Source organism: Achromobacter aegrifaciens (genome assembly GCF_902859965.1).
GTDB lineage: Bacteria > Pseudomonadota > Gammaproteobacteria > Burkholderiales > Burkholderiaceae_B > Achromobacter > Achromobacter aegrifaciens.
In genome coordinates this window covers 41,574-64,311 of record NZ_CADIKO010000001.1, presented here as the reverse complement: position 1 = coordinate 64,311, position 22,738 = coordinate 41,574, and the positions used below count along the sequence as shown (strand labels likewise).

The window sequence follows — 22,738 nt, the reverse complement described above, 5'->3', positions numbered from 1 at the left end:
GCGGAGGAATAAGGGATGGACGCGCCCATGATTCGCCGGATCGATATCGCGGACGCGGCGCCGCAAGGCGTGCGCGAAGTGGCGTCGGTATGCTGCTATTGCGGCACCGGCTGCGGCGTGCGGGTGCAAGCGCGCGATGGCGCGGTGCTGCGCGTGCGCGGCGACGAGCAGCATCCCGCCAACCATGGCCGGCTCTGCAGCAAGGGCCTGGCGCTGGCGGACACGGTGCGGCGCGATGGCGCGCGTGTGCTGTCGGCGCAATGGCGCGAGACGCGTGCCCACCCCCGGCGCGCCATCGCGCTGGACCAGGCGCTGGATATCGCCGCGGCCAGGCTGGCCGACACCATCGCGCAGCATGGCCCGGACGCGGTGGGCTTCTACCTGTCGGGGCAGTTGCTGACCGAGGATTACGCGGTCTTCAACAAGCTGGCTCGCGCGCTGGCCGGCACCAACAACATCGACACCAATTCGCGCCTGTGCATGTCCAGCGCGGTCTCGGGCTACAAGCGCACGCTCGGCGCGGATGCGCCACCGGCCTGCTACGAGGACCTGGACCTGGCGGACACGGTGCTGATCGCCGGCTCCAACATGGCCTATGCGCATCCCGTGCTGTTCCGGCGGCTGGAGGCCGCGCGGGCGCGGCGTCCTGGCATCAAGGTGATCGTCGCGGATCCGCGGCGCACCGATACCGCGGCCTTCGCCGATCTGCACCTGCAGCTGGCGCCGGGTACGGATGTGGCCTTGTTCCACGCCATGCTCAATGTCATGGAGCAGGAGGGGTTGCTGGACCACGGCTACATCCAGCGGCATACGGAAGGCTTCGAGCCTTTGATGGCGCGCGCGCGGCGGTACACGCCGCAAGCGGCGCAAGAGATCTGCGGCGTGCCGGCGGAGGACATCGTCCAGGCGGCGCGCTGGTTCGGCGCGGCCGGCGCGGCGCTGTCGCTCTACACCATGGGCTTGAACCAGTCGACCAGCGGCACCGACAAGAACGCCGCCCTGATACATCTGCATCTGGCGACCGGGCAGATCGGCAAGCCGGGGGCGGGGCCGTTTTCGCTGACGGGGCAGCCCAACGCGATGGGCGGGCGCGAGGCGGGCGGCATGGCCACGCTGCTGCCGGGCCACCGCGATCCCGCGTCCGCGGCCGACCGTGAGGCGACGGCCGCACTGTGGGGCGTGGGCGCCTTGCCGCAGGCGCCGGGCGTCACCGCGCTGGAGATGTTCGACGCGGCGCTGGATGGGCGCATCAAGGTGCTGTGGATCGCGGCCACCAACCCGGCGCAGTCCCTGCCAGACCAGGCCCGGGTGCGCGCGGCGCTGGAGCGCGCCGACTTCGTCATCGTGCAGGAGGCGTATGCAGGCACCGAGACCCTGGCCTACGCCGACCTGGTGCTGCCCGCCGCGACCTGGCCCGAGAAGTCCGGCACCGTGACCAATTCGGAACGGCGCATCAGCCGGGTGCACGCCGCGATCGATCCGCCTGGCGACGCGCTGCCGGACTGGCGGCTGGCACAGGAGGTCGCGCTGCGCCTGGCCGCCCGCATGGCCCCGCCCAAGGCGGCGCTATTCGCCTACCGGGATGAAAGCGAGGTCTTTGCCGAGCATGCCCGCACGACCGCGGGCCGGGATCTGGATTACAGCGGGCTGGATTACGCGGCGCTGCATGCGCACGGACCGCAGCAATGGCCGTATCGGCAAGGGCAGGGTACTGCGCGCCTGTATGCCGATGGCATGTTCCCCACCGCCAGCGGACGCGCCCGTTTCTGCGATGTGGATTACCGCCCAGTCGCCGAAGCCGCTACGCAGGAATATCCGCTGCGGCTCACCACCGGCCGCTTGCGCGACCACTGGCACACCATGGCGCGCACATCCCTGGCCCGCGCGCTGACGCAGCATGTCGAGGAACCCTGGGTGTCCATGCATCCCGAGGACATGCGCCGGCTCAAGCTCGAAGCCGGCGCGCTGGCCAGGCTGGCATCGCGCCGGGGTAGTGTGGTGCTACCCGTGCAGGAAGACGACTCGCTGGCAGAGGGACTGGTGTTCCTGCCCATGCATTGGGGCAGCGCCTACATGGCGGGACATGGGGTCAACGCGCTGACCAATCCGGCCGCCGATCCTCTCTCGCGCCAGCCGGAACTCAAGCACAGCGCCGTGTCCGCCGAACCGGCCGGCCTGGCGTGGCAGGCTGCGGGCTGGCTGCAGGGCGACAGCGTCGTGTTGCGCGCGCGGCTGGAGCCCTGGCTGCGGCGCTTCGACTACGCGGTCGTGCTGCCGGCGGGCGCGGGTGGCGTGCGGATGCGTCTGGCAGCCCCCGCCGCGCCGTCGGCAGAGGTCCTGGATGCGATGGCGGATGCGCTGGACCTGCGCCTGCCCGACGTGGCTTTCGACGATCCCGCGGGCGGCCAGATGCGCAGGGTGAAGGTGGAGCAAGGCGCCTTGCGCGGCTTTCTGCTGGCAGGCGATCTGCGGGCGCAGGATACGCTGTTGTCCTGGGCCGGCGGCGGCGATGCGCCGGCCAGCGTGGCGGCGCTGCTGACCGGACGGATTGCGGGCGCGGTCCGCTCGCGCACGGTCTGCGTCTGCAATGGCGTGAGCGAGGCCGCGATCCTTGCCGGCATCGCCCGGGGCTGCGATCTGGCGGCCTTGAAGACTGCGCTGGGTTGCGGCACCGGCTGCGGTTCCTGCGTGCCGGAGATCCAGGCCCTGATCGGCCGCGCCGCGCGCGCCGCCGCACCGGCATAGCCGCCGCCAGCTTGGCTGCGGCCGACACGTTCCGACACGCGCCGCGTCTCGCAACCGGTGTAGTATCAAGCCAGCCATGCGCCAGGCGCGGGCGGTTTTTATCCGGATTCATGGAGTGGCTTGTGACGATGCGAAAAATGGCATCCCTGGTTTTTACGGTGGGCGCGCTGGGCGCGGCCGCTGCGGCGCAGGCCGGCGTGTGCGATGCGCAGTTCATGCATGACGGCGGCGCGGTGCAACTGACCGGCAGCGGCAATCTGGCGCTGGGCGCCGACCTTACTTTCGCCGAAGTTACAAAAAGCAATGGCGACAACTGCCGCGCGCGCGTGCAGGGCGTGGCCACGTTTAGCTATGCGGGCCTGCCCCCGGGCAAGTCCAAGCTGGATTACCTGATGACGGTCAAGGGCGGCCAGGCCACCTTCCTGCGCTATGCCTCCGCGGGCGAAGCGCCCAAGCCTTCCGAAGGCCAGTTCGACCTGCGCATGCTGGGTCTCTTCGCCTATGACGGCAAACTCAGCGCCGGCCAGAAATTGCCTGGCTCGTCGTTCCGCCTGAAGATCGGCAAAGAGGCGCCCGTCGGCGGCCAGCCCAGCACCACGGTGCGCATCGGCGAGAAAACCGTGGGGCAGAAGACTTCGGTGAGCACCGCGCTGGGCGCGCAGTCCTGCCATCCGATTACCTACACCCGCAATTCGGATCCCACCATGGCCACGTTCCAGGGCCTGACCATTCCCATCCCGGGCATGAACACCACCGTGACGGACTGGTACTGTCCGGCGATCAATCTGGTGATGAAGCAGGACATCGATCAGGGCGGCGTCAAATCCGCCGTTGAGATTACGCAAATCAAGTAGCACACCGTAGCAAGCGCGCCGTGTCTCCCGCATGGCGGCTGGTATGATGGTTCCGTCATTGACACACAACAGGAGCTCAAATAATGGCCACGAGAAAATCCGAAGAAGTCGCAAAAGAAAAACTCATCGACAGTGTCAAGTCCAGCCTGAATGACGCCGAAAGCCTGCTGCGCGAAGCTGCCAGCAGCACGGGCGACAAGGCCAACGAATTGCGCGACCGTGCACTGACGTCCCTGAAGCGCACGCGTGAAGCCCTGTACGAAGCGCAGGACGCCGTGCTGGAACGCGGCCGCAAGGCTGCCCGCGCGACCGACGACTACGTGCACGACAATCCCTGGCAAGCCATCGGCATCGCAGGCGTGACCGGCCTGCTGCTCGGCTTGCTGATCAGCCGCCGCTGATAGGGCAGGACATCCGGGCGGGCGGCGCGGGCGCAAGGCCGCGCTTCCCGCCCGGCGTCCTTCTCAGCCATGGGTCTACGAAAATCTGTTTTCGGCGTTGCCTCCAGCGTGGTCGGGCTGTTGCGCACGCGCCTGGAATTGCTGGCGCTGGAAGCAGCGGACGAAAAGGCGCGCCTGCTCAAGCTCTTGGGCATGGCGTTTGCTGCGCTGCTGTTCCTGACGCTGGCGGTGCTGGTCTTCACCGTCACGGTCGCGGTGGCGTTCTGGCCCACTGAAGACCGCTATCTGGCCCTGGGCCTGTTGGCGGGTTTCTACGGTCTGGTTGGCGTGGCCTTGCTGGTGGCGGTGCGCCGCGGGCTGGTCTACGGCGCGCCGCCGTTCGCGGCCACGCTCGAAGAGCTTGGGCGCGACGCTGAATTGCTGGATCGGGTGCGCGACGCGCAGGACGACGACGAAGCGCAGGCGCGCCGGCGCGAGGAGGGCTGAAGCATGACGAAAAGGTCTCCCACCGTCGACCGCGCCGTGCGCATCGAACTGCTGCGCGCCCGCGCCGCCATCGAACGCGAATCGCTGGCGCAGAGCATCGCGTCCACCGGACGCAAGCTGGAACCGGCCGCGCTCCTCAAGGGGCTGCTGCCGGGTCTGGCTTCCGGAGGCGCATCGCGCTGGGCCTTGCAGGCAATCAGCCTGGCGCGTCGCTATCCCATCGTCAGTTCATCGCTGTCCGCCATGATCATGCGCGGCGGCAAGCGCTCCAAGCTTCTGAAGATCGCCGGCGGCGCCTTTGTCGGCTGGCAATTGTTCAAGGCCTGGCAGAACTCGCGCCGTGATGATGATCCGTCAGGTGGGCAACGCTGAAGTTGCGGCCTTGTCCAATTAGAAACCCGCCATGAAGGCGGGTTTTTTTATGATGCGAGCCTGGAACTCAAAGGCCCAGCTGCCCCCACATCTCATCCACCCGCTTCTTGACATCCGCATCCATGGTGATGGGGGTGCCCCATTCCCGATTGGTCTCGCCGGGCCATTTGTTGGTGGCGTCCATGCCCATCTTGCCACCCAGGCCGGAGACCGGCGAGGCGAAGTCCAGGTAGTCGATGGGCGTGTTTTCCACCAGCAAGGTGTCGCGCACCGGGTCCATGCGGGTGGTCATCGCCCAGACCACTTCCTTCCAGTCGCGCGGATTGATGTCCTCGTCCACCACCACGATGAACTTGGTGTACATGAACTGGCGCAGGATGCTCCACAGGCCGAACATGACGCGCTTGGCGTGGCCGGCATACTGCTTGCGGATCGACACCACTGCCAGGCGGTAGCTGCAGCCTTCCGGCGGCAGGTAGAAGTCCACGATCTCGGGCAACTGGCGGCGCAGCAGCGGCACGAAGACCTCGTTGAGCGCCACGCCCAGCACGGCGGGCTCGTCGGGCGGCTTGCCGGTGTAGGTGGAGTGGTAGATGGGATTGCGCCGCATCGTGATCCGCTCCACCGTGAAGACGGGGAACCAGTCCTGCTCGTTGTAGTAGCCGGTGTGGTCGCCGTAGGGACCTTCCAGCGCCATCTCGTAATCGGTGTTCGGCGGCGGGTTGACGCCTTCGGGCACGACGGGCGCGATGGCGCGCGGGTCGGATGACGGCAGCAGGTGGCCTTCCAGGACGATCTCGGCCCAGGCCGGCACGGACAGGTCGCTGCCCAGCGCCTTGGCAACCTCGGTGCGGGATCCGCGCAAGAGGCCGGCGAACTGGTATTCGGACAGGCTGTCGGGCACCGGCGTGACCGCGCCCAGCGTGGTGGCCGGGTCGGCGCCCAGGGCCACGGCGATGGGGAAGGGCGTGCCGGGATGCGCCAGGGCGTGGTCGCGGAAATCCAGCGCGCCGCCGCGGTGCGACAGCCAGCGCATGATCAGCTTGTTGGGGCCCAGCAATTGCTGCCGGTAGATGCCCAGGTTCTGGCGGCGGGCGTTGGGGCCGCGCGTGATCACCAGGCCCCAGGTCAACAGCGGCGCCACGTCGCCGGGCCAGCAGGTCTGGATCGGCAGGCGGTTCAGGTCGACGTCCTTGCCTTCCCAGACGATTTCCTGGCAGGCGGGGCTTTTGACGTTCTTGGGGCTCATGTCCCACAGCGCGGACTTCAGCATCGAGACCTTGGCCAACGCATCGCGCAGGCCCTTGGGCGCTTCGGGCTCGCGCAGCGAAGCGAGCAGTTCGCCGATGTCGCGCAGGGCGCTGACGTCGTCGGCGCCCATGCCGCGGGCGACGCGGGCCGGGGTGCCGAACAGGTTGGCCAGCACCGGCATCTGCGCCGTCTGGCCATTGTGCTGCGCGTTTTCGAACAGCAGGGCAGGGCCCTCCGCACGCAGGACGCGGTCGGATATTTCAGTCATTTCCAGCCGGGTGGACACCGGCGCAGCGATGCGTCTGAGCTCGCCCATGCGTTCAAGTTGGGCGATGAAGTCTCTAAGGTCGCGGTATTTCACTACAGATCCCAGCTATTTGGTTACATATTGGGTAGACAGAGAGGTTAACATTGACTCCCTCTTTTTAACGCAGGAGGTTTTATGCCCGATGCGTCAGTGGCCAGCCTGTTCCGAAGCCTGGCCCAAGGAGTGCACCAATATCTTGCCGAGTCCCTGCGCATTTGCTCCGTTTATCTGGGCATTGCGGTCATTGTGACGGTAAGCATGGGATTCGCCCTGCCTGGTTTGCGCGACCAGGCATTGCAAGTGCACAAAGCCTTGTTGACCGCCCTAGCGCCTACATCCATGCAAACCGGCACCGAATCCGAAGCCGGTTCCGAACTGGGTTCCGACATGTCGTCGGCAATTGCCATGGCCGTTCCTTCTGCTCCCGCCAGCAATGCCACCGGCATGCTGGGGCCCGCCCGTGTCGCGCCTGCGGCGCCCAAGCCCGTTGCGATGAGCGCCACTGGCCCGCAGGCAGAAGCCTTGCGCAACTATATTTCGCGCAAGTACAAGGTCGCGTATGACGCCACCGGCCCGCTGCTGAATACCGTGTACAAGGTAAGCCGCGAAAAGAAGCTGGACCCGCTGCTGGTGCTGGCCGTGATCGCCATCGAGTCCCGCTACAACCCGCTGGCCGAAAGCCACGTGGGCGCCCAGGGACTGATGCAGGTGATGACCAGCGTGCACCAGGACAAATTCGACGCGGTCGGCAAGACCGCGCTGGACCCGGCCGCAAATATCGGGGTCGGAGCCACGATCCTGCGCGATTGCATCAATCGCCGCGGCTCGGTCGATGGCGGCCTGGCATGCTACGTCGGCGCCACCGGACCGGACGACAACGGCTACGGCGCCAAAGTGCAGGCGGAACGCCGCCGCCTGGCGCTGGCCTCCGGGATCGCGCTGGCGCGCGACTGATTCCCGTCCTGGCCTGAATGCAAAGCGCGTCCCTAGGGACGCGCTTTGTTTTTCGCGGTTTGGCTGTCGGACTCAGCCCTGCAGCAACCGGCCGATGCGGGCGACGGCCTCTTCCAGACGGTCCAGGCCCGTGGCATAGGAAAAGCGCATGGTGTGCTTGCCGTGGGCCGGACCGAAGTCCAGGCCCGGCACCGCGGCCACGCCGGCCTCCAGCAGCAGGCGCTGCGAGAACGCGGCGCTATCCATGCCCAGGTTGGCGATGTCGGCATAAATATAGAAGGCGCCGTCGGGCTTCACCGGCACCTGGATCCCCATGCGCTCGAATTCCGGCAGCAGGTAGTCGCGGCGCTGCTTGAAGGCCTCGCGGCGGTGCTCGAAGGTCTTCATTGCTCCTGGCTGGAAGCAGGCCAGCGCGGCATGCTGGGCCAGCGTGGGCGCGCAGATCGCCAGGCTGGCGGCGATTTTCTCCACCGGCGCCACCATGTCCTCTGGCACGATCATCCAGCCCAGGCGCCAGCCCGTCATGTGGAAGTACTTCGAGAAGCTGTTGATGACGATGACGTCGTCGTCCAGCGTCAGGGCCGAGCGCGGCTGGCCTTCATAGGACAGTCCCAGGTAGATTTCATCGACGATGGCGAAGCCGTCGCGGGCGCGGACCTGCGCCAGCAGCTCGGCCAGCTCGCCATGGTCGATGGATGTGCCGGTAGGGTTGCTGGGCGAGGCGACCAGCACGCCCTGGGTGGCGGGCGTCCAGTGGCTGGCCACGTCCTGCGCCGACAGCTGGAAGCGCTTGGCCGCCGTGCTGGGGATCAGGCGCGGTACGCCGCCCGCCGCCAGCACGAAATTGCTGTTTGCGGGGTAGGACGGATCCGGCATCAGCACTTCTCCGCCCTGGTTGACGAGCGCCGCGCAGGCCAGCGTCAGGGCGCCGGAGGCGCCCGCGGTGACGATCACGCGAGCCGGGTTGATCCTGGCGCCGAACTGCTCGTGGTAGAACTGGGCGATGGCCTCGCGCAGCGGCGTCAGGCCGGCCGAGGGGCTGTAGCCGCTGAGGCCGGCGCGCGCCGCGCGCTCCAGCGCTTCCACGACCTGGGGGGGCGCGGTAAAGTCCGGTTCGCCGATGCCCAGGCTGATAATGTCCTTGCCGGCCGCCTGCAGCGCTTGCGCCTGCTTGAATAGTTCCATTACCTGGAAGGTCAGGAAGTCATTGGTGCGATGGGCAAGGCGGGGCATCGGATTCTCGAAGGCGTTTGTAGCGAAAAAGGAATTGTAGTCATGCAGCCATCCCGGCGCGCTTTCCTCCTGGGCCGTCGTCCGGCCCGCAGCCCGTGGTCGGCCTTCATGGAGCGGTTGAGCCTGCTCTGTCAGGGATCTGTCCGAGATTCGGGCGAGGCGGGAGAGGGCGGCCCGCGGGGCCTGCTGACGCCGGCGCGCGACGCGGATGTGGCGCACGCGCGCACGCTGTGCGCCGAGTACCACGTGACGCTGGCGCTGGCGGGCGCCGAAGGGCCTTTCGAGACCGTCCATGGTCCGCTCCTCACGGTGGACCCGTCCGCCATGACCGGCCTGGTGCGCCTGTCCGGCGAAACCGGGCGCTGGCGCGCGCAGCCGGGCACGCCGCTGGCGATGTTGGCGCAGGCCGGGCTGCGCCAGTTCGCCGGCCTGCCCGGGGGCTTGACGCTGGCTGCATGGCTGGCGGCCAAGGCCCACTGGCCCGCCGGGCGCTGCGCCGACTCCGGCGTGGTGGCGCTGGACGTGATGCTGGCTGACGGCATAGAGGAAACGTTGGGGCCGTTCGGCGAGTCGGACGTCCAGCCCTTGCGTTCCGCCACCGTGCAGCGCCTGGTGCCGGCGCTGTTCCAGCTGGCGTCTGGGGGGGACGCCTTCGCCACCCGGGACGGCGAGCATTGGCTGGGCCGCTACCGGCTGGACGCGCTCAAGCCGGAAGCGCCCGCCACCGTCAACCTGGCGCATCTGCTGCTGGGGCACGGCGGTACGCTGGCCTGGGTGCAGTCGGTGACACTGGCAGACGCCGGGCCGGCGCCGCACGCTCCTGCCTGCCCGAACGAGCCGCCGGGGCTGGCTACCACCCGCCTGGACTCTCGGGTGAAGGCCCTGTTCGATCCCGATGGACGTTTTCTCTCATTCCACATCGCGGAATAGCGACAATTTGTAAGCCAGCGCTAACATGGGACGAGCCCGCTTATCCAAGGGGCAGGCGGGCATTGCCGAGGTATCGCGGCGCCCGCCATCGGAATAGAATTCCCCCCTTTCGTGTCACACACTCTAGCCAGTAGCCGCCCCTATGGATGCCAATCTCCGCAAAGCCGCCCTTGAATATCATGAGCTTGGACGCCCCGGCAAAATCTCGGTCACGCCGACCAAGCAGCTCACCAACCAGCGGGACCTGGCCCTGGCGTACTCGCCTGGCGTGGCGGCGGCCTGCGAAGAAATCGTGGCCGATCCGGCCAATGTGTACCGCTACACGGCGCGCGGCAACCTGGTGGGCGTGATCACCAACGGCACCGCGGTGCTGGGCCTGGGCAACATCGGCGCATTGGCTTCCAAGCCGGTGATGGAAGGCAAGGCGGTGCTGTTCAAGAAGTTCGCCGGCCTGGACGTCTTCGATATCGAAATCAATGAGACCGACCCGGACAAGCTGGTCGAGATCATCGCGGGCCTGGAAGCCACCTTCGGCGGTATCAACCTCGAAGACATCAAGGCCCCGGAGTGCTTCACCGTCGAGCGCAAGCTGCGCGAGCGCATGAAGATCCCCGTCTTCCACGACGACCAGCACGGCACCGCGATCTGTGTGTCCGCCGCCTTCATCAACGGCCTGAAGGTCGTGGGTAAGGACATCAAGCAGGTCAAGGTGGTGACCTCGGGCGCAGGCGCCGCCGCGCTGGCCTGCCTGGACCTGATGGTGGACCTGGGCCTGCCGCTGGAAAACATCTGGGTCACCGACATCGAAGGCGTGGTCTACGAAGGCCGCACGGCGCTGATGGATCCGGACAAGGCGCGCTTCGCGCAAAAGACCGACGCCCGCAAGCTGGCCGAAGTGATCCAGGGCGCCGACGTGTTCCTGGGCCTGTCGGCGGGCGGCGTGCTCAAGCCGGAAATGGTCGCGGCCATGGGTCCGCGCCCGCTGATCCTGGCGCTGGCCAATCCCACGCCCGAGATCCTGCCGGAACTGGCGCAGTCGGTGCGCGACGACGTGGTCATGGCGACCGGCCGTTCGGACTATCCGAACCAGGTCAACAACGTGCTGTGCTTCCCGTACATTTTCCGCGGCGCGCTGGACGTGGGCGCCACCACCATCACCCGTGAAATGGAAAAGGCGGCGGTGTACGCCATCGCCGAGCTGGCGGAAGAAGAGCAGAACGAAGTCGTGGCCGCGGCCTACGGCACCTTCGATATTTCGTTCGGCCCCGAATACCTGATCCCCAAGCCTTTCGATCCGCGCCTGATCGTGCGCATCGCGCCGGCGGTGGCCAAGGCCGCAATGGAAGGCGGCGTGGCGACGCGCCCGCTGGCCGATCTGGAAGCCTACGAAGAGCAACTGCAGCAGTTCGTGTACCACTCGGGCGCGTTCATGAAGCCGCTGTTCTCGGCGTCCAAGCGCATCGTGCGCGAGGGCGGCCCGGCGCGCATCGTGTTCGCCGAAGGCGAGGACGAGCGCGTGCTGCGCGCGGTGCAGGTGATCGTCGATGAAGGCCTGGCCCGTCCCATCCTGGTGGGCCGTCCGTCGGTACTGCTGACCCGCATCGAAAAGCTGGGCCTGCGGCTGCGCCTCGGGGAAGACGTCGAAGTCACCAATCCCGAATACGATGAACGCTTCCACCAGTACTGGACCACGTACTGGGAGCTGATGTGCCGCCGCGGCATCACCAAGGAAATGGCGCGCGTGGAAATGCGCCGCCGCATGACCTTGATCGGCGCCATGATGGTGCGCCTGGGCGACGCCGACGGCATGGTCTGCGGTTCGGTCGGCGCCTACCATGATCACCTGCGCTTCGTCGACGAGGTCATCGGCCGCCGTCCCGGCCACAACGTGTATGCCGCCATGAACATCCTGCTGCTCAACGAGCGCACGGTGGTGCTGGTGGACACGCACGTCAACGATGAACCTTCGGCCGAGCAAATCGCCGAATTCACCATCGCCGCCGCCAACGAGATGCGCCGCATGTACCTGGCGCCCAAGGTCGCGCTGCTGTCGCGCTCGAACTTCGGTTCGGGCAGTTCGGCCTCGGGCGCGAAGATGCGCCGCGCGCTGGAACTGGTGCGCCAGGCCGCGCCGGAACTCGAGATCGACGGTGAAATGCACGGCGACTGCGCGCTGGACGAAGCGCTGCGCATGCGCATCCTGCCGTCGTCCACGCTCAAGGGTCAGGCCAATCTGCTGGTGTGCCCGAACGTGGACTCGGGCAACATCGCCTACAACCTGTTGAAGACCGCCGCAGGCAGCAACGTTGCGGTGGGTCCGTTCCTGCTGGGCGCCAACGCACCGGTGCACATCCTGACCTCCAGCTCCACCGTGCGCCGCATCGTCAACATGACCGCGATGACGGTGGTCGATGTCAATACGCCGCGTTGACGTGACGCCACCCGGTCCGGCGTGCCCGCGCACGCCGACCGGCCTGGTCCTGACCGGAGGCGGCGCTCGCGCCGCCTATCAGGTGGGCGTGCTCAGCGCCATCATGGAATTGCTGGATCCGGACTGGCATTCGCGTTTCCAGAATCCCTTTCACATCATCTGCGGCACGTCCGCCGGCGCCATCAATGCCGCCGCGCTGGCCTGCCGCGCCGACCGGCCCCATCTGGGCGTGCGCCGCATCCGCCGGCTGTGGTCTTCCCTGAATACCGACATGATCTACCGGGCCGACGCGCCCGGCCTGATCCGTACCGGCGTGCGCTGGCTGGGCCTGCTGTCGCTGGGGTGGATGTACTCGGGCCTGACGCGCAAGCGGCCCCATTCGCTGCTGGACAACAGTCCCATGCAGGCTCTGCTGGAGCGGGTGCTGGACTTCCAGCATCTGCGCACCAACCTGGAAACCGGCGCGCTGTCGGCGTTGGCGATCACGGCCTCGGGCTACACCAGTGGCGAGCACCTGACCTTCTACCAGGCGCACACGCCCATCGAGCCCTGGCACCGCTATCTGCGCCTGGCGTTGCCCACGCCCATCGGCATCGACCACCTGATGGCTTCGTCCGCCATCCCCTTCGTCTTTCCGGCCCGGCAGGTGCAGGTGCACGGCAAGGGGGAGTGGTGCGGCGACGGTTCGATGCGCCAGCTCGCGCCCATCAGTCCGGCCATTCACCTGGGCGCGCATCGCGTGCTGGTGATCGGCACGGGTTTCCGCGACGAAACCCACCCGGAAAACCGCGAAGACTCGCCGCCTTACCCGTCGCTGGCCCAGGTCGGCGGGCATGCGCTGGCCAGCATCTTCCTGGACGGCCTGTCGGCCGACGTCGAGCGCCTGGAGCGCATCAACTTCCTGATGGATCAGTCCGGCCCGGAAGGCGCGCAGCACGGGCATGCGCGCCGCATCGAGGTCCTGACGATCACGCCCAGCCAGTCGCTGGACGTCATGGCGCTGGAACATTTGCAGGATATGCCGGCCCAGGCCCGTGCTCTTTTCCGCGTACTCGGTGTATCGTCCGATCCAGACCGTCCCGGCGGCGGTTCGCTGATGTCCTACCTCTTATTTGAATCCAGCTACACCAAGCGATTGATTGAACTGGGTTATGCCGATACGATGCAGCGTAACGACGAAGTGATCGCCTTTTTCAAGGGGGCTCAGGCATGACGCGCAATGGCCAATCTACTCTGCAGCGGCAACTGATGCGCGGCGGTGCGCTGGCCCATGACGGGCTGGACAAGAAGGCCGTGGTGGACGCCGCCCATGAGCTTGGCCTGGCCCTGTTCGTCGCCAATTGCGATCCTGCCCGCAGCCGTTCCGCGGTGCTGCGCGCCATCGTCAAGGCAGTGGATTTCCCCGAATACTTCGGCGGCAACCTGGACGCCCTCTACGACTGCCTGTGCGATACCGTGCTGGACCACAAGACCGGCGTGGTGCTGTGGCTGTACAAGCTGCATTCGGGCGATCCGGCACTGGAAGAAGACTCGGGCCGCATCGAAACCGTCTGCTCCGACGCGGCCGATTTCGCCCGCGAAAACGGCCGCGTTTTTTCGTATGTCATCGAACACGCCGGACGCCATCCGGACCCCGAGCCCGGGGTAGCGGCAGCGCCCTACGGCGAAGACCACTGACCCGGCCGTTCTACCAGGCCAATAGCGCGCTGGCCGCTGACAGCAGCGCCAGCCCCGCGGTTTCGGTGCGCAGCACCCGGGGGCCGAAGCGCACGGCCTGCACGCCGGCCTCTTGGGCTTGCGCCAACTCCTTGTCCGACCATCCGCCTTCCGGTCCCACCAGCAGGGTCAGCGCCTGCAGGCCGGGGGCGGCCCGCAGCGCGCCGGCAAGATCGTCCTGCGCTTCCGGGTGGCACAGCAGGCGCAGGCCCTCGGCGGGCTGTTGCAGCCATTCGGCCAGGGTCAGCGGCGCGTCCACCGTCATCAGCCGGTTGCGGCCGCATTGTTCGCTGGCGGACTGCGCGATGCGCTGCCAATGCGCCACGCGCTTGTCGAGCCGGGCGCCCGACAGCTGCAGCACGCTGCGTTGGGCGGCGATGGGGCTGACGCGCGCGGCGCCCAGCTCCACGGCCTTTTCCACCACCCAGTCCATCTTGTCCCCGGAAGGCAGGCCCTGCACCAGGGTGACGCGTCCGCCCAGTTCGGCCTCGCGCGGCAGGAATTCGCCCAACTGGGCAAAACCAGCCTTGCCTTCCACTTCGAGCGTGGCGGGATACTCGCCGCCCTGGCCGTTGAACAGCGCGACGGCCTCGCCCGCGCGCAGGCGCAGCACGCGCAGCGCATGGTGCGCCAGGGCTTCGGGAAGCGCCACGCGGGCGCCGGTACTCAGGGGGATATCGCAGAAGAAGCGGGGGGCTGACATGGACATCTATGGTTCTTTTATTCAGAAAGGAAGCCTAGCACGGGCCGCCTTATGGCCGATGGCGTCGGGGAAACCCCTGGATGCTAAAATCCCATGCTTCGCAACCTACTCAACTGGCCCCTATTTTGACCGTAGGCCCGCCAGCTTCAAAGAGCCTTCCGAATGAGCAATCCGACCGCCCCTAAACTTGCCTTGGCGGATGCCATCCGCGCCCTCGCGATGGACGCCGTGCAACAAGCGAACTCCGGGCACCCGGGTGCTCCCATGGGCATGGCGGAAATCGCCCAAGCCCTGTGGGCCGGCAACCTGCGTCACAATCCTAAGGATCCCGCCTGGGCCAACCGCGACCGCTTCGTGCTGTCCAACGGCCACGGCTCGATGCTGATCTACGCCTTGCTGCACCTGACCGGCTACGACCTGCCGATCGAAGAACTGAAGAATTTCCGCCAGCTGCATTCCAAGACGCCGGGCCACCCCGAAGTGGGCATCACCCCGGGCGTGGAAACGACCACCGGTCCGCTGGGCCAGGGCCTGGGCAATGCCGTGGGCATGGCGCTGGCCGAAGCGCTGCTGGCTGCTGAATTCAACAAACCCGGCCACACCATCGTCGACCACCACACCTACGCCTTCACCGGCGACGGCTGCCTGATGGAAGGCATCTCGCACGAAGTCTGCTCGCTGGCTGGCACGCTGAAGCTGGGCAAGCTGGTCGTGCTGTATGACGACAACGGCATTTCCATCGACGGCCACGTGGAACACTGGTTTGCCGACGACACCGCCAAGCGCTTCGAAGGCTACGGCTGGAACGTGATCCGCGGCATCGACGGCCATGACGTCGCCGCCGTGGACGCCGCCATCAAGGCCGCGCGTTCGCAATCGGAAAAACCCACGCTGATCGTCTGCCGCACCGTCATCGGCAAGGGTTCGCCCAACATGGCCGGCACGCACAACGTGCACGGCGCGCCGCTGGGCAAGGACGAGATCGCCGCCACCCGCGCCGCGCTGGGCTGGTCGTCGGAACCGTTCCAGATTCCGCAAGACATCTACGACGGCTGGGATGGCCGCAAGCAGGGCGCCGCCGCCCAGGCTGAATGGCAGTCGGCGTTCGACGCCTACGCCACCGAATTCCCCGCCGAAGCCGCTGAATTCAAGCGCCGCATGAAGGGCGAAATGCCCGCCGGCTACGCCGAACAGTTCAAGGCGTTCCTGGACGCCACGCTGGAAAAGGCCGAAACCGTCGCCACCCGCAAGGCGTCGCAGTTCGCCATCACCGCGCTGGCGCCGCTGCTGCCGGAAATGCTGGGCGGCTCGGCCGACCTGACCGGTTCCAACTTCACCGACTGGAAGGGCGTTGCCGCCGTCCGCGCCGGCGACAAGGGCATCCAGTTCGGCCGCCACATCAACTACGGCGTGCGCGAATTCGGCATGGCCGCCATCATGAACGGCGTGGCCCTGCACGGCGGCTACCTGCCGTTCGGCGGCACGTTCCTGACGTTCTCCGACTACTCGCGCAACGCCATCCGCATGGCCGCGCTGATGAAGCAGCGCGTGGTCCACGTGTTCACCCACGATTCCATCGGCCTGGGCGAAGACGGCCCGACCCACCAGTCGATCGAGCACGCAGCCAGCCTGCGACTGATCCCCAACCTGTCGCTGTGGCGTCCTTGCGATACGGCTGAAACCGCCGTGGCCTGGAACGCGGCCGTGACGCGCCCGACCAGCATCGGCATGGACGTGCACGACGGCGGCCCGACGGCCCTGTTGCTGTCGCGCCAGAACCTGCCGTTCGTGCAGCGCGACGCCGCCACCGTCGAGGCCATCGCCCGCGGCGGCTATGTGCTGCGCGATGCCGAAGGCGCCCGCGCAGTCATCATTGCCACCGGCTCGGAAGTCGCCATCGCGCTGGACGCGCAGGCGCAGCTGGCCAAGGACGGCATCGCCGTGCGCGTGGTCTCCATGCCCAGCACCGACGTGTTCGACCGCCAGGACGCCGCCTGGAAGCAATCCGTGCTGCCCAAGGGCCTGCCGCGGGTGGCCGTCGAAGCCGGGGTTACCGCCTTCTGGCACAAGTACGTGGGCCTGGAAGGCGCCGTCGTCGGCATCGACCGCTACGGTGAATCCGCGCCGGCCGGCGCACTGTTCAAGTTCTTCGGGCTGACCGCCGACAAGGTGGCCGAGACCGTCAAGCAAGTTTTGTAAAAAGGAGCTTAGTCATGACCATTCGCGTCGCCATCAACGGTTACGGTCGCATCGGCCGCAACATCCTGCGTGCCCACTACGAAGGTGGCAAGAAGCACGATATCGAAATCGTCGCCATCAATGACCTGGGCGATCCCAAGACCAACGCGCACCTGACGCGCTACGACACCGCCCACGGCAAGTTCCCGGGCACCGTCGAAGTCGACGGCGACTTCATGGTCGTCAACGGCGACAAGATCCGCGTGCTGGCCAACCGCAACCCGGCCGAGCTGCCCTGGGGCGAGCTGAAGGTCGACGTGGTGCTGGAGTGCACGGGCTTCTTCACGACCAAGGAAAAGGCCGGCGCGCACATCAAGGGCGGCGCCAAGAAAGTCATCATCTCGGCCCCCGGCGGCAAGGACGTTGACGCCACCATCGTGTACGGCGTGAACCACGGCGTGCTGAAGGCCACCGACACCGTCATCTCCAACGCTTCGTGCACCACCAACTGCCTGGCCCCCCTGGTCAAGCCGCTGAACGACAAGCTGGGCCTGGAAAACGGCCTGATGACCACCGTCCACGCCTACACCAACGACCAGGTCCTGACCGACGTCTACCACGAAGACCTGCGCCGCGCGCGTTCGGCCACCATGAGCATGATCCCCACGAAGACCGGCGCTGCCGCCGCCGTGGGCCTGGTGCTGCCGGAACTGAACGGCAAGCTGGACGGCTACGCCATCCGCGTCCCGACCATCAACGTGTCGCTGGTCGACCTGTCGTTCGTGGCCAGCCGCGACACGACCGCCGAAGAAGTGAACGGCATCCTGAAGGCCGCCTCGGAAGGCGAGCTCAAGGGCATCCTGGACTACAACACCGAGCCCCTGGTTTCGGTCGACTACAACCACAACCCGGCCTCCAGCACCGTTGACGCGTCGCTGACCAAGGTTTCGGGCCGCCTGGTCAAGGTCTCGTCCTGGTACGACAACGAGTGGGGCTTCTCGAACCGCATGCTCGACACCACCGTCGCGCTGATGTCGGCCAAGTAAGCAACACGGCTAGATAGAGGGGACGGATTTGTTTTCCGCGTATGCGGAAAATGGGTTCGTCCCCTTTGTACGCCCATCGTAGGAATCCAAATATGTCCAAGGTCAACACTCTGTCCGCGCTGGCCAAGTCCGGCGCCCTGTCCGGCAAGCGCGTGTTCATCCGCGCCGACCTCAACGTGCCGTTCGACGACGCCGGCCGCATCAGCGAAGACACCCGCATCCGCGCCTCGGTGCCCGGCATCCGCATGGCGCTGGACGCCGGCGCCGCCGTCATGGTCACCTCCCACCTGGGCCGTCCCAAGGAAGGCGTGCTGACCGAAGCCGATTCGCTGGCCAAGGTCGGCCAGCGCCTGTCCGAACTGCTGGGCATGCCTGTGCAGCTGGTGCGCGACTGGGTCGACGGCGTCCAGGTCGATCACGGCCAGGTCGTGCTGCTGGAAAACTGCCGCGTCAACGTCGGCGAAAAGAAAGACGACGAAACGCTGTCCAAGAAGATGGCCGCGCTGTGCGACGTCTACGTCAACGATGCGTTCGGCACCGCCCACCGCGCCGAAGCCACCACCCACGGCATCGCGCGTTTCGCACCCGTGGCCTGCGCCGGCCCGCTGCTGGCCGCCGAACTGGAAGCCCTGGGCCGCGCGTTGCACGAGCCCAAGCGTCCGCTGGTCGCCATCGTGGGCGGCTCCAAGGTGTCGACCAAGCTCTCGATCCTGCAATCGCTGGCCGACAAGGTCGACCAGCTGGTCGTGGGCGGCGGCATCGCCAACACCTTCATGCTGGCTGCCGGCCTGTCCATCGGCAAGTCGCTGGCTGAACCCGATCAGGTCGACCAGGCGCGCGCCGTGATCGACATCATGAAGCAGCGCGGCGCGGCCGTGCCGATTCCGGTGGACGTGGTGTGCGCCAAGTCCTTCGGCGCCGACGCCGAAGCCACCGTCAAGGCGGCCGAAGACGTGGCCGACGACGACATGATCCTGGACATCGGTCCCAAGACCGCGGCGCAACTGGCCGAGATCCTGAAGCAGGCCGGCACGATCGTGTGGAACGGCCCGGTCGGCGTGTTCGAATTCGACCAGTTCGCCAACGGCACCGAAGTGGTGGCGCGCGCGATCGCCGAATCGGAAGGCTTCTCGATTGCCGGCGGCGGCGACACCCTGGCCGCCATTGCCAAGTACGGCATCGGCGAGCAGGTCGGCTATATCTCGACCGGCGGCGGCGCTTTCCTGGAATTCCTGGAAGGCAAGACCCTGCCTGCCGTGGCCGTGCTGGAAGCCCGCTACGCCAAGTAATACGTCTTGCCATGCAAGACCGAAGCCGCCCCGATGGGGCGGCTTTTTTTATGCCGGCGCATTGATCCAGGCTGCCCAGGTTTGGCTGGCTTGGTGTAGCCTTGGCGCAAACCGGCGCGCCCCGGGCTCGCTTCATCCCCGATTTCTCCGCAGCACCATGAACCTACGCTTCATTCCCGGCCTCAACAATTTCCGCGGCATCACCCGGGAATCGGCGCGGCGTGACATCACCGCCGGCCTGAGCGTGGCGGCGGTGGCGCTCCCGGTGGGCCTGGCCTATGCCGCCATGATGGGCGTGCCGCCGGTGGCGGGCCTGTGGGCGGCGATCGCCGGGATGCTGGGCTATGCCTTGTTCGGCTCGTCGCGCACCTTGATCGTCGGGCCCGATACTGCCACCTGCACCCTGATCGCCGCCACCCTGACCGGCATGGCGCTGACGACGCCGGAAGACCGGCTGGTGGCCGCCACCGGCATCGCCCTGACGGTGGGGGTGGGCTGCCTGATCGCGCGCGCCCTGCGGCTGGGCGTGCTGGCCAACCTGCTGTCGCGGCCGGTGCTGATCGGTTACATGGCGGGCGTGGCGATCACGCTGGCGTTGTCGCAGTTGAGCGGCCTGACTGGCGTGGGCCTGCGCAACAGCGGACTGGTGCATCCGTTCCTGGAGCTGTCGCGGCGCCTGCCGGAAATCCAGATTCCCACCCTGATCCTGGGCCTGACGTCCTGCGCCTTGCTGGTGGCGGTCAAGCGCTGGCGGCCGAACTGGCCCGGCCCCATCCTGCTGGTGGTGCTGGCCTGCGTGCTGTCCTGGCTGTTCAACTTCCCCGGCCTGGGCATCGCCGTCGTGGGAGAAGTGCCTGCCGGCTTGCCGGCCCTGAGCCTGCCGGTGCGCCTGGAGGGCGTGGACGGCATCCTGCTGGGCGCGGCGGGTGTGCTGGTGGTGAGCTTCTCCAGCGGCATCGTGACGGCGCGCAGCTTCGCCGCACGCACGGGCGAACACGTGGATCCCAACCGCGAGCTGGTGGGCTTTGGCGCGGCCAATATGGCGGCGGGCCTGTTCCAGGGCTTCGTGGTGACGGGCGCGGACTCGCGCACGGCGGTGGGACTGGTGGCTGGCGGTTCTTCGCCGCTGGTCAGCGTCACCGCGGCGCTGGCGCTGGCGGTGGTGGTGAGCCTTTTGAGCGGGCCGCTGTTCTGGCTGCCGCAGGCCGTGCTGTCGGCCATCCTGCTGCTGGCCGCCATCAGCTTGTTCGATGGGCACGCCTTCATGCGCCTGGCGCGCATCTCGCGCATCGAGCTGGCGTTCGGCATCCTTGCCGCGGTGGGCGTGGTGGGCTTTGGCGTGTTGCAGGGCGTGGCCGTGTCGGTGGGCGCCACGCTGCTGTATGCGATGTACGTGTCGGGCAATCCGCGCGACGCCTTGTTGGGCCGTTTGCCCGGCGAAACGGTGTTGGGCAAGCTGCACCTGAATCCCGAGGCCCAGCCGGTACCGGGCACGGTGATCTGGCTGTTCGAGTCTTCGGTGTGGTTCTTCAACGCCGACGCCTTCCGCCGGCGTGCGCGCGAGGTCATCGAGCAGGCAGGCGACGTGCGCTGGTTCGTGCTGGACGCCGAAGCCATGACCCAGGCTGATGCCGACGCGGTCGAGGCGCTGTATGAACTGAAGCATGTGCTGGACGAGCGCGGCATCACGCTGCTGGTGGCGGGCGGACACGGCCAGTTCCGCACCGCGCTGGAACGCTCCGGCCTGGTCAAGAAGATCGGCCGCGACAAGATCTTCGGCAGCCCCGAGCAGGCCGTGGAAGCGATCGAACGCTGGCGCCAGGCACCGCCCGCGGCGCTGGGCTAAGGCGCCCCGGCTGGGCGCCTTGGCTTAATCGATGATGTGGTAGCCGCCGTCGATGTATATCGTCTGCCCCGTCATGCGGCGGGCGGCGTCGGTCGCGAGCCAGGCGGTGGCTTCGCCCACGTCGTCGATGGACACCAGGCTGCGCGCGGGAGCCTTGGACTGGGCGCGGTCCAGCAGCGTATCGAATTCGGCGATGCCCGAGGCGGCGCGCGTCTTCAGCGGCCCTGGTGATATCGCGTGCACGCGTATGCCCTGCGGGCCCAGTTCCGCCGCCAGGTAGCGGGTGGCGGACTCCAGCGCGGCCTTTACCGGCCCCATCATGTTGTAGTGCTCGACCACCATCTGCGACCCGTAGTAGCTCATGCAGAACAACGCGCCGCCGTTGCGCATCAGCGGCTCGGCCAGCTTGGCCATGCGGATGAAGGACCAGCAGGACACGTCCATGGCCTGCAGAAAGCCCTCGCGCGAGCAGTCGGTCACGCGGCCATGCAGGTCGTCGCGCGGGGCGAAGGCGATGGAATGCAGCACGAAATCCAGCTGGCCCCATTCGGCGGCGACGCTGTCGAACACGGCTTCGAGCTGGCCCTCGCGCATCAGGTCCAGCGGCAAGAGCAGCGGCGCCTCCACCTGGCGGGCCAGCGGCTCCACGTGGCGCAGGGCCTTGTCGTTCAGGTAGGTCACGGCCAGCTCCGCGCCCAGGGCGCGGAAGGCCTTGGCGCAGCCCCAGGCGATCGAATCCGCATTCGCGATGCCCGTCACCAGGCCGCGCTTGCCCGCCAGCGGCAGCAGCGCGCTCATCGCTGCCTCACCAGTTCCAGCGTGTGCTGGGCGATGATCAGTTCTTCGTTGGTGCGCACCACGTAGACGCCGATGCGGCTGTCGTCGGCCGAGATGCGGGGGCCATGGCGGGCGTTGCGTTCGGGATCCAGCTTGATGCCCAGCCAGCCCCAGTGCTCGCTGATGGCCTGGCGGATCTCGGCGGAATTCTCGCCCACGCCGGCGGTGAAGACGATGCCGTCCACGCCGTTCATGGCGCAGGCCAGGCCTATCATGCCCTCGGCCACGCGCCAGGCGAAGTACTGCAGCGCCAGCTTGGCCGAGGGCGCGTCGCTGGCCAGCAGTTCGCGCATGTCGTTGCTGATGCCGGACAGGCCCTTCATGCCGCAGTCGTGATAGAGCAGGTGCTCGATCTCGTCATGGGTCATGCCGCGTTCCATCATCCACAGCACCACGCCCGGATCCAGGCGGCCAGGGCGGGTGCCCATGGGCAGGCCTTCCAGCGCGGTGAAGCCCATGGTGCTGTCCACGCTCTTGCCGTGATGCATGGCGCAGGCGGAAACGCCCGAGCCCAGATGGGCCGCAATGATCTTGCCGTCGGCGATGTCCGGCAGCGCTTTCTTCAGGCGCTGCGCGATGTACTCGTAGGACAGGCCATGGAAGCCGTAGCGGCGCACGCCTTCCTGGTACAGCCGTTCCGGCAGCGCGTAGCGGTCGGCCACGTCGGAGTGGCTGCGGTGGAACGCGGTGTCGAAGCAGGCGACCTGCGGAATCCAGGGCCGGCGCTCGCGGATCACGCGGATGGGCGCCAGGTTGTTCGGCTGGTGCAGCGGCGCCAGCGGCGTGAAGGTGTCGAGCTTGGCCAGGATGGCGTCGTCGATCAGTACCGGCTCGGACAGCTCGGGGCCGCCGTGCACCACGCGGTGGCCTACCGCCAGCGGGGCGCCGCCCAGGTGGCCGCTGAGCCAGGTGCCGACGACTTCCTGGCCGTTGGGCACGTCGGGCGCGTGGCTGGGCGCGATTTCGCGTTCGACCAGGGTCTGGCCGGCGGCGTCGCGCACCTTCAGCTTCGGGTGCGAGGTGCCTATGCCTTCGAGCTGGCCGCCCAGGCGCGGGGCCAGCTCCTGCGCCCCGTCGATGTCGTACAGGTAGAACTTGATGCTGGAACTGCCGGCGTTGATGACGAGGATGGTGTCGGTCATGGCGCTGTGATTCCGGA

General features: G+C 67.3%; 19 protein-coding genes. 14 read left to right on the top strand and 5 right to left on the bottom strand.

Going from position 1 to position 22,738, the window contains the following annotated elements; genetic code table 11:
• Positions 1-15: 15 nt before the first annotated feature.
• The 5 genes from HV793_RS00335 to HV793_RS00315 all read left to right on the top strand — a co-directional run bounded on the left by HV793_RS00335 (position 16) and on the right by HV793_RS00315 (position 4,858).
• Complete coding sequence (locus HV793_RS00335; protein ID WP_175212463.1) at positions 16-2,745, top strand: nitrate reductase; 2,730 nt, start codon at positions 16-18, stop codon at positions 2,743-2,745.
• A gap of 128 nt (positions 2,746-2,873) precedes the next feature.
• Complete coding sequence (locus HV793_RS00330) at positions 2,874-3,599, top strand: hypothetical protein (protein WP_082400762.1); 726 nt, start codon at positions 2,874-2,876, stop codon at positions 3,597-3,599.
• A gap of 83 nt (positions 3,600-3,682) precedes the next feature.
• The gene (locus HV793_RS00325; protein WP_013395739.1) at positions 3,683-4,000 is read left to right on the top strand and encodes an ElaB/YgaM/YqjD family protein; all 318 of its coding nucleotides are present in this window, start codon (positions 3,683-3,685) and stop codon (positions 3,998-4,000) included.
• A gap of 69 nt (positions 4,001-4,069) precedes the next feature.
• On the top strand, positions 4,070-4,486 hold the full coding sequence (locus HV793_RS00320) for a phage holin family protein (RefSeq protein WP_054451540.1): 417 nt from the start codon (positions 4,070-4,072) through the stop codon (positions 4,484-4,486).
• A 3-nt stretch (positions 4,487-4,489) separates the two neighbouring features.
• Positions 4,490-4,858: a hypothetical protein gene (locus HV793_RS00315; protein WP_175212462.1), complete on the top strand. Its 369-nt coding sequence runs from the start codon at positions 4,490-4,492 to the stop codon at positions 4,856-4,858.
• A 67-nt stretch (positions 4,859-4,925) separates the two neighbouring features.
• Here the strand turns inward: HV793_RS00315 and ubiD are convergent, their stop codons facing one another.
• A complete protein-coding gene (ubiD, locus tag HV793_RS00310) occupies positions 4,926-6,470 on the bottom strand; it encodes a 4-hydroxy-3-polyprenylbenzoate decarboxylase (protein WP_054451538.1) in 1,545 nt (514 codons plus the stop codon).
• Positions 6,471-6,551: 81 nt separating this feature from the next.
• Here ubiD and HV793_RS00305 point away from each other — a divergent pair, with 81 nt between their 5' ends.
• Positions 6,552-7,370, top strand: coding sequence for a lytic transglycosylase domain-containing protein (locus HV793_RS00305; RefSeq protein ID WP_054451537.1), 819 nt, complete (start codon positions 6,552-6,554; stop codon positions 7,368-7,370).
• Positions 7,371-7,442: 72 nt separating this feature from the next.
• On the opposite strand, the gene HV793_RS00300 is transcribed toward HV793_RS00305, so the two are convergent.
• Complete coding sequence (locus tag HV793_RS00300) at positions 7,443-8,603, bottom strand: pyridoxal phosphate-dependent aminotransferase (protein WP_054451536.1); 1,161 nt, start codon at positions 8,601-8,603, stop codon at positions 7,443-7,445.
• A 42-nt stretch (positions 8,604-8,645) separates the two neighbouring features.
• Here HV793_RS00300 and HV793_RS00295 point away from each other — a divergent pair, with 42 nt between their 5' ends.
• From HV793_RS00295 to HV793_RS00280, 4 genes are all read left to right on the top strand, one after another.
• Positions 8,646-9,533: an FAD-binding protein gene (locus HV793_RS00295; RefSeq protein WP_175212461.1), complete on the top strand. Its 888-nt coding sequence runs from the start codon at positions 8,646-8,648 to the stop codon at positions 9,531-9,533.
• 142 nt (positions 9,534-9,675) lie between these two features.
• Positions 9,676-11,964, top strand: a complete 2,289-nt coding sequence (locus HV793_RS00290; RefSeq protein ID WP_175181907.1) for an NADP-dependent malic enzyme — start codon at positions 9,676-9,678, stop codon at positions 11,962-11,964.
• Positions 11,945-13,177: a patatin-like phospholipase family protein gene (locus tag HV793_RS00285; protein WP_082400761.1), complete on the top strand. Its 1,233-nt coding sequence runs from the start codon at positions 11,945-11,947 to the stop codon at positions 13,175-13,177. Before HV793_RS00290 ends, HV793_RS00285 begins: the two co-directional genes overlap by 20 nt.
• Complete coding sequence (locus HV793_RS00280; RefSeq protein ID WP_054451534.1) at positions 13,174-13,641, top strand: barstar family protein; 468 nt, start codon at positions 13,174-13,176, stop codon at positions 13,639-13,641. Before HV793_RS00285 ends, HV793_RS00280 begins: the two co-directional genes overlap by 4 nt.
• A 10-nt stretch (positions 13,642-13,651) precedes the next feature.
• Here the strand turns inward: HV793_RS00280 and HV793_RS00275 are convergent, their stop codons facing one another.
• Positions 13,652-14,383, bottom strand: a complete 732-nt coding sequence (locus HV793_RS00275; RefSeq protein ID WP_175213129.1) for a 16S rRNA (uracil(1498)-N(3))-methyltransferase — start codon at positions 14,381-14,383, stop codon at positions 13,652-13,654.
• 162 nt (positions 14,384-14,545) lie between these two features.
• On the opposite strand from HV793_RS00275, the gene tkt reads away from it, so the two are divergent.
• The 4 genes from tkt (at position 14,546) to HV793_RS00255 (ending at position 20,742) form a co-directional block, all read left to right on the top strand.
• On the top strand, positions 14,546-16,582 hold the full coding sequence (gene tkt, locus HV793_RS00270; RefSeq protein ID WP_175212460.1) for a transketolase: 2,037 nt from the start codon (positions 14,546-14,548) through the stop codon (positions 16,580-16,582).
• 14 nt (positions 16,583-16,596) lie between these two features.
• Positions 16,597-17,607, top strand: a complete 1,011-nt coding sequence (gene gap, locus HV793_RS00265) for a type I glyceraldehyde-3-phosphate dehydrogenase (RefSeq protein ID WP_013395726.1) — start codon at positions 16,597-16,599, stop codon at positions 17,605-17,607.
• Positions 17,608-17,699: 92 nt separating this feature from the next.
• On the top strand, positions 17,700-18,896 hold the full coding sequence (locus HV793_RS00260; RefSeq protein WP_119451049.1) for a phosphoglycerate kinase: 1,197 nt from the start codon (positions 17,700-17,702) through the stop codon (positions 18,894-18,896).
• Between the two features lie 157 nt (positions 18,897-19,053).
• Positions 19,054-20,742, top strand: a complete 1,689-nt coding sequence (locus HV793_RS00255) for a SulP family inorganic anion transporter (RefSeq protein ID WP_082400760.1) — start codon at positions 19,054-19,056, stop codon at positions 20,740-20,742.
• 24 nt (positions 20,743-20,766) lie between these two features.
• Here HV793_RS00255 and fabI read toward each other — a convergent pair whose 3' ends face one another.
• Together fabI and HV793_RS00245 are read right to left on the bottom strand one after the other, a co-directional pair.
• Complete coding sequence (gene fabI / locus HV793_RS00250) at positions 20,767-21,540, bottom strand: enoyl-ACP reductase FabI (RefSeq protein ID WP_125473384.1); 774 nt, start codon at positions 21,538-21,540, stop codon at positions 20,767-20,769.
• Positions 21,537-22,721, bottom strand: a complete 1,185-nt coding sequence (locus tag HV793_RS00245) for an acetate/propionate family kinase (RefSeq protein WP_054451528.1) — start codon at positions 22,719-22,721, stop codon at positions 21,537-21,539. Before HV793_RS00245 ends, fabI begins: the two co-directional genes overlap by 4 nt.
• Positions 22,722-22,738 lie beyond the last annotated feature (17 nt).

Coding starts and splice junctions, on each gene's coding strand:
- HV793_RS00245 (WP_054451528.1), bottom strand. CDS start 22,721: ATGACCGACACCATCCTCGTCATCAACGCCGGCAGTTCCAGCATCAAG.
- HV793_RS00300 (WP_054451536.1), bottom strand. CDS start 8,603: ATGCCCCGCCTTGCCCATCGCACCAATGACTTCCTGACCTTCCAGGTA.
- HV793_RS00260 (WP_119451049.1), top strand. CDS start 17,700: ATGTCCAAGGTCAACACTCTGTCCGCGCTGGCCAAGTCCGGCGCCCTG.
- HV793_RS00255 (WP_082400760.1), top strand. CDS start 19,054: ATGAACCTACGCTTCATTCCCGGCCTCAACAATTTCCGCGGCATCACC.
- HV793_RS00280 (WP_054451534.1), top strand. CDS start 13,174: ATGACGCGCAATGGCCAATCTACTCTGCAGCGGCAACTGATGCGCGGC.
- gap (WP_013395726.1), top strand. CDS start 16,597: ATGACCATTCGCGTCGCCATCAACGGTTACGGTCGCATCGGCCGCAAC.
- HV793_RS00330 (WP_082400762.1), top strand. CDS start 2,874: ATGCGAAAAATGGCATCCCTGGTTTTTACGGTGGGCGCGCTGGGCGCG.
- HV793_RS00305 (WP_054451537.1), top strand. CDS start 6,552: ATGCCCGATGCGTCAGTGGCCAGCCTGTTCCGAAGCCTGGCCCAAGGA.
- HV793_RS00320 (WP_054451540.1), top strand. CDS start 4,070: ATGGGTCTACGAAAATCTGTTTTCGGCGTTGCCTCCAGCGTGGTCGGG.
- tkt (WP_175212460.1), top strand. CDS start 14,546: ATGAGCAATCCGACCGCCCCTAAACTTGCCTTGGCGGATGCCATCCGC.
- HV793_RS00290 (WP_175181907.1), top strand. CDS start 9,676: ATGGATGCCAATCTCCGCAAAGCCGCCCTTGAATATCATGAGCTTGGA.
- HV793_RS00335 (WP_175212463.1), top strand. CDS start 16: ATGGACGCGCCCATGATTCGCCGGATCGATATCGCGGACGCGGCGCCG.
- HV793_RS00315 (WP_175212462.1), top strand. CDS start 4,490: ATGACGAAAAGGTCTCCCACCGTCGACCGCGCCGTGCGCATCGAACTG.
- HV793_RS00295 (WP_175212461.1), top strand. CDS start 8,646: ATGCAGCCATCCCGGCGCGCTTTCCTCCTGGGCCGTCGTCCGGCCCGC.
- fabI (WP_125473384.1), bottom strand. CDS start 21,540: ATGAGCGCGCTGCTGCCGCTGGCGGGCAAGCGCGGCCTGGTGACGGGC.
- HV793_RS00325 (WP_013395739.1), top strand. CDS start 3,683: ATGGCCACGAGAAAATCCGAAGAAGTCGCAAAAGAAAAACTCATCGAC.
- HV793_RS00285 (WP_082400761.1), top strand. CDS start 11,945: ATGTCAATACGCCGCGTTGACGTGACGCCACCCGGTCCGGCGTGCCCG.
- HV793_RS00275 (WP_175213129.1), bottom strand. CDS start 14,383: ATGTCAGCCCCCCGCTTCTTCTGCGATATCCCCCTGAGTACCGGCGCC.